Source organism: Hahella ganghwensis DSM 17046 (genome assembly GCF_000376785.1).
GTDB classification, from domain to species: Bacteria; Pseudomonadota; Gammaproteobacteria; order Pseudomonadales; family Oleiphilaceae; genus Hahella; species Hahella ganghwensis.
In genome coordinates this window covers 57953-70085 of the sequence record NZ_AQXX01000123.1, presented here as the reverse complement: position 1 = coordinate 70085, position 12133 = coordinate 57953, and the positions used below count along the sequence as shown (strand labels likewise).

10 protein-coding genes are annotated in these 12133 nt (G+C 50.3%); 5 read left to right on the top strand and 5 right to left on the bottom strand.

Features of this window, described 5'->3' with window-relative positions:
- Positions 1-25: 25 nt before the first annotated feature.
- The 3 genes from F566_RS0117335 (at position 26) to F566_RS0117325 (ending at position 3441) form a co-directional block, all read left to right on the top strand.
- Positions 26-1102 (top strand): serine/threonine-protein kinase, encoded by a 1077-nt coding sequence (locus tag F566_RS0117335; protein WP_020408284.1) that lies wholly within the window; start codon positions 26-28, stop codon positions 1100-1102.
- A gap of 528 nt (positions 1103-1630) precedes the next feature.
- Positions 1631-2989 carry an N-acetylmuramidase domain-containing protein gene (locus F566_RS0117330; RefSeq protein ID WP_020408283.1) on the top strand — a complete coding sequence of 453 codons (1359 nt, stop codon included), beginning with the start codon at positions 1631-1633 and terminating at the stop codon, positions 2987-2989.
- A 29-nt stretch (positions 2990-3018) separates the two neighbouring features.
- A complete protein-coding gene (locus F566_RS0117325) occupies positions 3019-3441 on the top strand; it encodes a 3TM-type holin (protein ID WP_020408282.1) in 423 nt (140 codons plus the stop codon).
- Between the two features lie 83 nt (positions 3442-3524).
- Here F566_RS0117325 and F566_RS0117320 read toward each other — a convergent pair whose 3' ends face one another.
- The 5 genes from F566_RS0117320 to arsC form a co-directional block, all read right to left on the bottom strand.
- Positions 3525-4325: an outer membrane lipoprotein-sorting protein gene (locus F566_RS0117320; RefSeq protein ID WP_020408281.1), complete on the bottom strand. Its 801-nt coding sequence runs from the start codon at positions 4323-4325 to the stop codon at positions 3525-3527.
- 71 nt (positions 4326-4396) lie between these two features.
- Positions 4397-6184 carry a type IV pilus assembly ATPase TfpB gene (gene tfpB / locus F566_RS0117315; protein ID WP_020408280.1) on the bottom strand — a complete coding sequence of 596 codons (1788 nt, stop codon included), beginning with the start codon at positions 6182-6184 and terminating at the stop codon, positions 4397-4399.
- A gap of 70 nt (positions 6185-6254) precedes the next feature.
- Entirely contained in the window at positions 6255-6623 is a 369-nt protein-coding gene (locus F566_RS35565) for a DUF2069 domain-containing protein (RefSeq protein ID WP_020408279.1), read from the bottom strand.
- A gap of 45 nt (positions 6624-6668) precedes the next feature.
- Positions 6669-7268, bottom strand: coding sequence for an NAD(P)H:quinone oxidoreductase (gene wrbA, locus F566_RS0117305; protein WP_020408278.1), 600 nt, complete (start codon positions 7266-7268; stop codon positions 6669-6671).
- A gap of 59 nt (positions 7269-7327) precedes the next feature.
- Positions 7328-7678 carry an arsenate reductase (glutaredoxin) gene (gene arsC / locus F566_RS0117300; RefSeq protein ID WP_020408277.1) on the bottom strand — a complete coding sequence of 117 codons (351 nt, stop codon included), beginning with the start codon at positions 7676-7678 and terminating at the stop codon, positions 7328-7330.
- Between the two features lie 327 nt (positions 7679-8005).
- Here arsC and F566_RS33245 point away from each other — a divergent pair, with 327 nt between their 5' ends.
- Together F566_RS33245 and dnaE are read left to right on the top strand one after the other, a co-directional pair.
- Positions 8006-8506: a TlpA disulfide reductase family protein gene (locus F566_RS33245; protein WP_157496848.1), complete on the top strand. Its 501-nt coding sequence runs from the start codon at positions 8006-8008 to the stop codon at positions 8504-8506.
- Positions 8507-8630: 124 nt separating this feature from the next.
- The gene (dnaE, locus tag F566_RS0117290) at positions 8631-12110 is read left to right on the top strand and encodes a DNA polymerase III subunit alpha (RefSeq protein ID WP_020408275.1); all 3480 of its coding nucleotides are present in this window, start codon (positions 8631-8633) and stop codon (positions 12108-12110) included.
- The last annotated feature ends 23 nt before the right edge of the window (positions 12111-12133 follow it).

Sequence of the window (12133 nt, the reverse complement as noted above, 5' to 3'; positions counted from 1 at the left end):
ACTTATCAAGGAAGGATACAACACCATGGATGGAAGCGTCGTAACTCTTCAGCCTGCTTTAACTTTAAAGCCAACATTAAAGACTTCTCCGAAACTTAATACCGGTGCTTTTTCCAGCCGTAGTGCGAGCAAAGCCTTTGCTGTCGGGCAGATAATTAATGACCGATACCTGTTGGTTGAAAAAGCCTGCTTTGGCGGCGCTTTTATTGTGTATAAAGCACAGGATCTCTACCGATTGGCTGAACTACAACAAAATTACTATGTCGCCATTAAGACGCTTCGACAGCAGTGGGTCGATTGTGAGGAGGCCGTTAATACGTTGCGTTATGAGGCGGATCTTCTGCAGCAGATTCGCATGGAATCGGTCGTCAGAAGCCACACTTCCGGCAGTGAAGATGGCGTCCCCTATATGTTGCTGGAATGGGTGGAAGGGCGCTCCCTAAAAGCAATATTGAATGACGCCACCAGTTTGCTCCGGGTTCAGGATAAACGGCGAATATTATGGCAACTGGCCACCACAATCAGGTCCCTTCATCAACAGGGGATTATTCATGGTGATATTAACCCTGCGAACATCTACGTAAAGTCAGACGGTTCTACTTGTCTTATCAATTTTGGTGCTGCTCACCTGCGTGGCAGGTCCGGCTCAGAGCCTCGACTTCGTCGGGCTTCTCTGGATTTTGTCATCAAAAACCACAATCCGGCACAGGCACCTGATATGGAAGGTGACTGGTATGCATTGCTCCAGGTTCTTCGATGTTTGTACTTCGGGAAAGCCAGGACCCGAATGCGACCGCGCCCGGGAATGTCATTCTTTCAGATTCGGGCATTGCGTAAAGCGCTATGGAAGCTTGAAAGACGCAAAATGCCTGACTGGAAAATTCTGGATGAAATATTGGGAATACCGATTGACCAGTTAAGTCAGTACAACCAGCAGGGAATAGTGACGGCGGGCCCTGCACAGGCAAGTGACAGCATCAGGACATACAGAACTGAAGCGATGGTTGTCTTGGGTATTGCGTTTGGGTATCTGGCAGCCAGCCTGGATGACATCGCCGGTATTCTGAAAATTCTGTGGATGACAATATTGTCATCGTTTTAGGTAACTGTTTGTCAATACGGTGAATGGGCCAGCGAATACGCGTCCGTACCGGCTTTTCTGAGTGTCGTTTTTCAGTGCTGGAGACAATCGGACTAGGATAAATTCAGGACGCCTGGGTCGCCACTTTGTGGCTATTATCGGACCTGGGTGGTCCTTGAAAAACACGATAACAAGTTGACACCCTGACATCTTGGGCGTACAAAAAATATACAGTATCACATTCTCGCAATGCCTCTGAAGGTGCATAAATCTGAAGAAGCAGAAAAAGGTCAGATTACCGATTGTGGGAGTGTGCCACTCGTGCGTAGTTGCCAGTTTGCAGTATCAGGTATTTGCACGGATTGATGGATACGACAGATGTGGACAAGCAGCTATGCTTCGGGGACTGGGATAACTTCCGCACTGAATACTTTTCCTCATGAAAGCTCCTGAATCATAGATGTGCCGGACAGCAGTATTGGCCGAAAGCATGCTCCTCGTCTGCTGAGGTTTGGCTCAACATGATGAATCGTCAGGAGGTAGCTCCCCATGATGGGATCCATTACTGCAACCCTGCTGAATGTTCGGGATCAACCAAACGTGCACGGCCGTGTCCTGGGGGAGTTGGTCAAGGGCATGGTCATAGAGGTCTATGGCCAGCAGCATGGTTGGTTTGAGATTCAGTTTCAGGGGCGCCCGGCCTTTATCTATGGGGATTATGTGCAAGTTGATCCCCAGAAACAGCGCCAGGTGGGGGTGGTCTCGGCTGATTTACTAAATGTCAGGTCTCGTCCCTCTCTGGATGGGCTGATTAAAGGTAAGTTAGCCAAGGGAGCTGTGGTGGAGGTGGTCTCAGTGATGTCAGGATGGCTTGAGATTTCCTATCAGGGTGAAATCGGATATTGCTCCAGCACCTACGTGCAGCTTCATCAGCAGGAAAGTCGCCGTCACGGAATGGTTACCGCCAGTCTTCTGAATGTTCGTTTAAGACCTGGTAAAGATGCACCGGTTCTAGGCCAGCTGACAGGTGAGTCTCGAGTGGTGATTGAGTCCTCTTTAGGTGATTGGTACAAAATCGTCTTCAACAATGATAAAGGATATGTGGCATCCGAGTACGTCAGAGTTTTGCCTGAAGCTGACGACGGCACATCAATTCCTATCGCCGCGAACGATCCTGGGGAGCCTGTGCCGCCAGAGGTTAATAGCCATCCGACAGAAAACAGCAATGGCCTGTTACCGGATTATCAGATTCCGGTCGCTGGGTCTTCAGAGGAGCGCAGTGTCGCTGCGACCTGGAACCAGTATGGCGGTTTACTCAGCTCACTAAGTCGTGAAAAACAGTTTGATGTGGCCTGTTCTGTCGCCGTCCTGTGTGTAGAAAGCTCCGGTAATGGATTTGATTCTGAAAACGATCAGAGGATGGTTATTCGGTTTGAAAACCACAAGTTCTGGAAGTATTGGGGTAGGACTGATCCTGAGCAATTCCGTCAACATTTTACTTATGATTCTGATCAGGTCTGGAAAGGTCATAAATGGCGCCAATCACCGGACAGTCCCTGGCAGAGTTTTCATGGCATCCAGCGATCTGAATGGGAGGTGCTGGATTTTGCCAGATCCATAGACAACACCGCTGCACTGTTATCCATCAGTATGGGAGCCCCCCAGATTATGGGATTTAACTATGAAGGGATTGGGTTTCAGTCAGTCCAGGAAATGTTTAAAGCTTTTTCTGAAGGAATCGGTGCTCAGATTACCGGTATGTTTGAGTTTATGTCGCCAGCCATGATTCGTTTTTTACAGCAACGAGACTTTACCGGATTTGCCGGCCTTTACAACGGGAGTGGTCAAAAAGAGGTATACGGCCGTCGAATCAAGAACCATTACGACGCCTTTAAGCGCATAGCCTGAATCATTGAGAAATACCAAGGAGACTATCCATGAATGTCCTGTCCCTGATCAGCAGCATTTTTGAGCCGGCAGTCAAGCTGGTGGATGAACTGCATACCAGTGATGAAGAAAAGCTGAATATGCGGCGAAGGATACAGCAGATTGAAAATGAGTTCCTGGGCAAGGTGCTGGAATACGAAACCAAATTGATGGATAACCAGGCAGCCATCATCAAGGCTGAAGCGACGGGGCAATCATGGCTTCAACGTAGCTGGCGACCGATCACCATGCTGACTTTTCTGGTTCTGGTTGTTTTTGACAGTTTCGGTATTTTGGCGACGCCGCTGGCGGACGAAGCTTGGCTGTTATTGCAGATAGGATTGGGCGGTTATGTGGCAGGACGTTCCGCCGAGAAAATCACCAGCCAAGTGATGGGGGCTAGATCTCGACGCGATAGTGAAGCAAAAGGCTAGCCTGGAAAGGAGGTAGAGTATATCGAAGAGCGCGAATCAGCTCTCTTCGATATACGGAGGATTCTCACCGAGAAGGTCAATGATTATCTGGCCCGCTTTAGACTATTCTGAGTGAAATCATTGTCATCCAGGCCGGTTTTGAATTCGATCTTATCTGTCTTTAGCAGGGTTTTCTTACCGGTCTGCTTGTTTTCCATCAGGCTGTGATGCGCGCGCCAATACTTGTTCAGGTATTGCTTGAAATCCGTTGCTGTCAGAGTTTTCAACAAGCTATCTTTGCGATCATAAAACTCGACCAGGAATGTCCGGTATTCCTGCTGGTCAATCCAGTTAATCTGTTTGCTGTATCCAGAGTTTTCGTCAACGGGATAGCTCTCTACGACAAAACACATAATATCCTGGTAAGGAGCCGGGCAAGGTTCATCCCGCAGGTATTTATAAGTATATTTTTCAACTTCCTGGGAGGAGAGATCTTCGAAGGCGAACTCGCTTCCCATGAAAGGACCGGATTTGTTTTTCGATGCAATTCGTTTCACTCTCTTGAGAGCTGGCAGGTATAGCCACTGATCGTCATCGTCCACTTTATGGGAATAAGTCAGAAGCTTGGTACCGCGAACATCCCGGGGGCTGTCAAAAATCGTCAGACTTTTGTCTCCATCGAGCCGGACTTCCAGCCCCCACATGCGCATATCCCTGACAGTTTCGTCACCGGATTTATTAATCAGAATCATTTTGACTTCTGCCTGGCTGTCTTTCCAGCCGCGGTCGCGCCGGTCAGCCTGCTTGGCTATTTCAAGGCCTCGGTCTTCAGCGGACATTTCCGCCAGACTGCCCATGGTCAGCGTGAGCAGGCCGATGCCAAAAAATACTTTGGTTAGTTTCATGTTATCCCTCTCTTTTTCTGGCGTTCAACGAATTACACCAAAAGGCGTTTTTAATCTTTGACCTGGACTCTTTATTCAAGACTTAGTTGTGAAGATGGGGTTACCCGGAGCACTTCGTCAATGGTGGTCATCCCGTTGGCGACTTTTTGTGCGCCGCTGAGTCTCAGGGTTTTCATTCCCTCTTTTAGGGCAATCTTTCTGATGCGATCCAGGTCACAGTCTGCTGTTACTGCTTCCTTGACCTGTTCAGACATCAACAGAATTTCGTAGACACCTGCTCTTCCCCGGTAACCCGTATTTCGACACTCCAGGCAGCCTACCGGCACACAGGTATGGTCGGGCATAGTTGCCTTCCAGGGATGAATCAGCGTTTGCCAATCTTCTGTGGTAATAGTGCTGGTCTGCTTACAGTTAGGGCAGAGTATCCTCACCAGACGTTGCGCCATGACTCCCAGAACCGTTGCTTTCACCAGATAGTTCGGAACGCCCAGTTCCAACAGTCGGGAAATGGCGGAAGGTGCATCGTTGGTGTGTAACGTGGATAGAACCAAATGCCCAGTGAGAGCCGCTTGTATTGCCATTTCTGCGGTCTCCAGGTCCCTGATCTCGCCCACCATAATAATGTCTGGATCCTGACGCAGTAATGCGCGTACACCAGAGGCGAAGTCCACACCAATGTTGCTCTGGACCTGCATCTGGTTAAATGCGGGCTCCACCATCTCAATGGGGTCCTCAATGGTACAGACATTGACTTCAGGCGTAGCAAGTGATTTTAGAGTGGAATAGAGCGTCGTGGTTTTTCCCGAGCCGGTCGGGCCGGTGACCAGAATGATGCCGTTCGGCTGCCGCGTCATACTATTCCAGCGTTTATTATCCTCCTGCCCAAAACCTAAATCATTGAAAGACCTCAGCAGCACCTCGGGATCAAAAACCCGCATAACGAGTTTTTCCCCAAAAGCTGTTGGTAAGGTGGAAAGTCGCAACTCGATTTCCAGCCCGTCTGGATTCTTGGTCTTAATCCGGCCATCCTGGGGTTTGCGTTTCTCTGCGACGTTAATGCGGCTGAGGATTTTCAGGCGGCTGACCACTGCCGTTGAAACCTGGGCGGGCAGTTCGTAGACATTGTGCAGCACTCCGTCTATGCGGAACCTGACTTGTCCGATTTCCCGGCGGGGCTCTATGTGAATATCACTGGCGCGCTGGTCAAAGGCATATTGCAGCAGCCAGTCAACGATATTGATAATGTGCTGGTCGTTGGCATCCGGGTTGGCCACATTCCCAAGTTCCAGCAACTGCTCAAAGTTACCGATCGTGGATGCAGCGGTCGTCTGACCACCGATTGCTTTGTCAACCGATGAAGCCAGGCGATAAAACTCGACGGTAAATCTGGCGATGTCTGCCGGATTGGCAACCACTCTGCGGATATCTTTGCGAATAACATGGCGCAGGTTTTCTTCCCAGCCACTGACAAAAGGTTCTGCGCTGGCGATCACTACATGGTCAGGTCGGATTTCCACGCCCAGAATACGATGTCGCTGAGCGTAGGCAAAGCTCATCAGAGAAGCTACTCCGCGAGTGTCTATTTTCAGTGGGTCTATATGGAAATAAGGTTGCCCGGATTCTTTTGCCAGCCACTCTGTGAGTTTTTCAAGATCGAATTTTTTACCCGTTTTCAGATTGTGAAGTTCTGCATTAACAATTTGTTCCAGGGGGTGCAACGCCTTGTCTTCCTTGCCGGTTGGTATTGACAAAAACTTGTCAGCCTCATCCTGGGCAAGATGGCCTGTTCTGATCAGGCGGTTGAGCACATCGATTGGCGTGAGCCAATCTCTGGAGAGTTCTTTTGATGCAGGGTTCATGGGGCGATAGGGTCCGTTCTTGATTTCGCTTTCGTCATTATAGCTTATCGGTTATATGCCAATGAGTGGATTAACCTTCCGATAATCTGGCTTTTCGTGCCTTCCCGTTGGCCCTGATGAACAACAGAATAAAGGTAAACAGGCCGGCAGAAAATATTGCCTGGCTGGCGTTTAATGCTGTTGGGGCTGTTGTCATGGTGTGGACCACAGCATTGGTAAAATAGAGGCAAAGCACAAAGCTTAACCAAATCAGTCCGCGAACGTTATTTTTGAAGATCGCTGGGGCAAATGCCAATAGAGGGAGCATTCTGACAGCCGCAATCATCAGGCTTGAGGCTTCTGTCTGTTGGATACTGTGCCAGGTGCTCACTGCGGTTAGTAGCAGGAGGATGCCATAGCTGGTCTGGTAGGCGTAGCGAAATAGGTTGATGCTTTGCAATGTAGAGTCCTGAATATAGAGTGTTAAAGGTCGCAAGCGCCTGAATCAAGCGGCGTTCTTAAGTTGTTGCGCCAGTCTGGCAACGCGTTCACCCAGCGATCGGCAGAGAGCGAGCTCTGTTTCATCAGGTTGCCGGGAGCCGTCGGGACCGGACCAGTGGCTCGCTCCATAGGGCGTTCCGCCTCCCTGGGTTTGCTGCAGGTGGCCGTCACCGTAGGGTAATCCAGCCAAAACCATCCCATGATGCAATAGTGGTAGCATCATTGATAACAAGGTGGCTTCCTGGCCACCGTGAAGACTGCTGGTGGAAGTAAACACCGCTGCAGGCTTGTCGGCCAGCTTTCCTGCCTGCCAGAGGGCGCCGGTCTGGTCGAGAAAATACTTCAGTGGCGCAGCCATGTTACCGAATCGGGTGGGCGAGCCCAATATCAGGCCGTCTGCTTTCTCAAGATCTTCGAGTGTACAGTAAATATCGCCCTCGATAGGTATATCAGGTTCCGTGGCTTCGCAAACCGTTGAAATTTGGGGGACTGTACGGACGCGTGCCTCCATCCCACTCACTTTTCCCACACCACGGGCGATATGGTGTGCCAGCTGTCGCGTGGCGCCGTGATGACTATAGTAGAGGACCAGAATATAGGGCACCGTAAGTCTCCAGATTGGTAATTTGAATCAACAGGTGATAGGAATCTTCAGTAAATCAGTTAAAGCAGCGATTTAACGTTTTCTGGAGGTCGCCCCAAAACCGCTTTGCTGCCTTTAATCACAACCGGGCGCTCGATCAGCTTGGGGGCTTTGACCATAGCCTGGATCAATTCCTCTTCACTCAACTCAGAATTGGCGAGATTCAGGGCTTTGTATTCCTCTTCCCCTTTTCTGAGTAACTCGCGGGCTGAAATACCAAGTTTTTTCAACGTGTCTTTGATTTCTTCCGCGGAGGGCGGTGTTTCCAAATATTTGACCACATTGGCATCTGTTCCTGATTCCTCAATCAGAGCCAACGTTTGACGTGATTTTGAGCAACGGGGATTGTGCCAGATCGTTAAACCGGTCATGAATATTCCTCAAAGTATGGCCCGCAGGATGCTTGGTTTAAGGGAGAATATTGGCCAAAAAACAAACACCAGCCTTGGGCGAGTCAATAATTTTCTAATGGGGTTGTGATGGGTAGGCAAGTTTAAAGTAGAATGCCCAAGATCGCCATGTTGCTCATTGACCTGATCAGAGTCTTTTATCCATTCGGGATCTTTGATTAGTTTAGGGAAAGGTATTGGGCACATAATAATTTTCAACTGCTTGGGATGCGTGCTTTGACTTCAGTTGGGAAAGCTAATTGCTTCAGGAAAGCTAATTGGTCCAGGAAGGCCGTCTGGATTGGTGGAATGTGGCTAATGTTGGCGGGGATGACCGCCTGCGAGCAGGATGTGCTGGTCAGTGGTAACCCGTCTGGTTCTGCAGTAACAGCCGTGGAAACTGCAGCCGCCATGGAGATAGAAACAGCCAATGCGGGGACGATTCAACTGGATTCGTATGACGGCCGGTGGCTCGTTGTTAACTTCTGGGCACAATGGTGTGCACCTTGCAGGATAGAGATACCGGAACTGAATGAATTAAATAAACGTGAGGGAATTCAGGTTTTCGGGGTCGATTTTGACCGTCACCAGGATGCAGAGCTGGCGCAGGTGATTGATAAAATGGCAATTGAGTTCCCTGTCCTGTATGACGAGAGGCTGGGGGATCTGACGTTACCCTGGCCTTCTGTTCTGCCCGTGACCTATCTGGTCCGCGACGGGCGTATAGTGGAAACTTTGCAAGGGCCGCAAACCCAGGAAGGGTTATTGGAAATGATGAGCGAAGAGCCGACTGAAATCGCTGGGAACTGATTCAGCTGCCAGGGCTCCGGCATTGTCTTGGCTTTGTATAATTTGCCTGGCGTTATACGGTTTCGTAAAGCCTGGAATGACAAAGCCTGGCCGGTATGTACAAATATGAGAGGTCTATTGCCCGATGGGCGACTTTATACATTTAAGAATTCATTCGGAATACTCGCTGGTTGATGGTCTGGTCAAAATAAAACCATTAGTCGGCAAACTGGTCGATATGAAAATGCCTGCAGCGGCAATTACCGACCAATCCAACATGTGCTGCCTGGTGAAATATTTCAAGGCAGCTACCGGGGCCGGAATCAAACCAATTGTCGGTGTCGATGTCTGGGTGGAGAACCTGGAGGAAGAAGAGGCCCCATTCAGGCTGACTTTATATGCCCGCAATGACAAAGGCTATCTCAACCTGACAGAGCTGGTTTCCAAAGGATATACGGAAGGTCAGCATCATGGACGCCCGATTCTGAAGGAAGAGTGGATAAGAGCCCAGGCTGAAGGGCTTCTGGCGCTTTCCGGCGCGAGGCTAGGGGATGTCGGCCAAGCTCTGCTGGCCGGGAAGACCGAACTTGCCGAGCAACGTCTGGCCCGCTGGATGGAGGTGTTTCCAGATGCGTTTTATCTGGAGTTGCAGCGTACCAACAGGATTGGCGACGAAGAGTGTGTGCATGCCAGTGTCGAACTGGCGATAGCAACAGGTTGCCCGGTGGTGGCGACAAACGACGTCCACTTTCTGGCTGCGGATGACTTTGACGCCCATGAGGCCCGAGTCTGTATTCACGACAGCAAGACTATTGATGATCCTCGCCGAGAAAGACGATTCAGTGAGCAGCAGTACCTGAAGAGCGGCGAGGAAATGATCGAGCTGTTTAGTGATATCCCCGAGGCCATCGAGAATACGGTGGAAATTGCCAAACGTTGTAATGTCAATTTACGACTTGGCAAGTATTTCCTGCCTAACTATCCCATCCCTGAGGGGATGACGATGGATGAGTTTTTCATCAAGATCACGGAAGAGGGGCTTGAGGAACGACTTGAGACCCTGTTGGATAAGTCTTCCCCTGATTATGAGCAAAAACGTCAAAGGTATTATGACCGGCTGAAATTTGAACTGGATATTATTATTCAGATGGGATTCCCCGGGTACTTCCTGATCGTTATGGACTTTATCAAGTGGGCAAAAAATAACGGTGTACCGGTAGGACCGGGACGAGGCTCCGGGGCCGGTTCGCTGGTGGCCTATGCTCAGAAAATCACCGATCTTGACCCAATGGAATATGACCTCCTGTTTGAGCGATTCCTCAATCCGGAACGGGTATCGATGCCCGACTTCGACGTTGACTTCTGTATGGACGGGCGCGATCGGGTTATCAGTTATGTTGCGGACACATATGGACGAAACGCGGTCAGCCAGATCATAACGTTCGGTACCATGGCGGCCAAAGCTGTGGTCCGGGACGTTGCCCGGGTACAGGGTAAACCCTATTCCCTTGGGGATCGTCTGTCCAAGCTGATTCCATTTGAGGTGGGGATGACGCTGGCTAAAGCCTATGAGGCGGAAGAGCCATTGCGTGAATATCTGGCTAACGACGAAGAGGCCATGGATGTCTGGGAAATGGCCCGCAAGCTTGAAGGGGTGACCCGGAACGTTGGTAAGCATGCCGGTGGGGTGGTCATTGCTCCCACCAAACTGACGGACTTTGCTGCCCTGTATTGTGATGAGGCCGGACAGGGCCTGGTTACCCAGTTTGATAAAGACGACGTGGAACAGGCGGGCCTGGTAAAATTCGACTTCCTCGGATTGCGGACACTGACGATCGTCGACTGGGCCGTCAAGATGATCAATCCAAAGCTCGAGGCAGAAGGTAAGCCGCCGCTGGATATCAACTTTATCCCCATTGACGATGAAGCGACCTTCCGGCTATTGAAAAACGGCGAGACCACCGCGGTATTCCAGCTTGAATCCCGGGGTATGAAAGAATTGATCAAGCGTCTGCAGCCGGACTGTTTCGAAGATATTATCGCTCTGGTGGCCCTGTTCCGTCCGGGACCGTTGCAGTCAGGGATGGTAGACGACTTTATCAACCGGAAGCATGGCCGGGCTGAGCTTGCTTACCCGCATCCGGACTATCAATTGGAGTCACTGAAGCCGGTTCTGCAGCCGACCTACGGAATTATTCTGTACCAGGAACAGGTCATGCAGATTGCTCAGGTGATGGCCGGTTATACTCTCGGTGGCGCTGACCTTCTGCGACGCGCGATGGGTAAAAAGAAGCCCGAGGAGATGGCAAAACAAAAAGCCATCTTCGTTGAGGGGAGTGTCAATGAAGGCATCGAGCAGGATTTGGCGGAAAAAATCTTTGACCTGGTGGAAAAGTTCGCCGGTTATGGGTTTAACAAATCGCACTCGGCCGCTTATGCACTGGTTTCTTACCAGACGGCCTGGCTAAAGCAGCATTATCCGGCGCCATTTATGGCTGCGGTATTGACTGCGGATATGCAGAACACTGACAAGGTGGTCACGCTCATCGAAGAATGCCGTCGCATGAAACTGGAGTTGGTGTTGCCTGATGTCAATAACAGTCAGTACACCTTTACCGTGGATGATGATAACCGCATTGTCTACGGACTGGGCGCAGTCAAGGGGTTGGGGGAAGGGCCCATTCAGAGCATTCTGGACGCCAGAGCTGACGGCGGTCCGTTTCGGGATCTGTTTGACTTCTGTAAGCGGGTTGATCTGCGTCGGGTAAATAAGCGTGCACTGGAAGCACTGATTCGATCGGGGGCCATGGATAAGCTTGGACCCGGTCGGGCCAGAATGATGGCGTCTATCAACGAGGCCGTGCAACGGGCTGATCAGCATGCCCGTAATGAAAATGCCGGTATGATGGATCTGTTCGGTGAGGTGGTGCCCGAGGATGATTCCGATGCATACTCCGCGTCGGTTCATGTCAAGGAATGGCCCGAGAAAGAACGACTGAAGCTCGAGAAGGATACGCTGGGATTATATTTGACCGGTCACCCTTTTGATGAATATGAAGAAGAAGTCAGGCGGTTTGTGCGCACACCGATTTCCGAGCTAAGGCCGGGCAAAGGCATTCAGACTGTTTCTGGTCTGGTGGTCGCCGTTCGTACCATGAAAAGCAAGCGCGGTGGATATATTGGCTTTGTGACGCTGGATGACAGAAGTGGGCGTATAGAAGTCACTCTATTTTCCAATGCTTACGAAGAAGCAAAAGAATTGCTGCATACTGACCGGATTCTGGTTGTTGAGGGAAATGTGGAGGACGATGAGTACTCCGGTGGCCTGTCTGTTCGCGCCAAATCCGTCACAGATATCAGTCAAGCCCGACTCAAGTTCGCCAAAGAGCTTATACTATTTCTTAACAAAAACGATTTTAATAATGGTTTCGTTGATGAATTGGGTAATGCCCTGGGTGAACCTTTTGATGAGGGTTGCCCTGTGGTTATTCATTATGAAACAGAAACCGCCAGGACCAAGCTTCGATTGAGCGAGTCCTGGAAAGTGAATCCCAGTGACGATCTGATCCAGGGACTGCGTACCATGTTGGGCAGCGAACGGGTGCAGTTGAGGTATAACAGTTGATATGCTTGACTGTTTTATCTGAG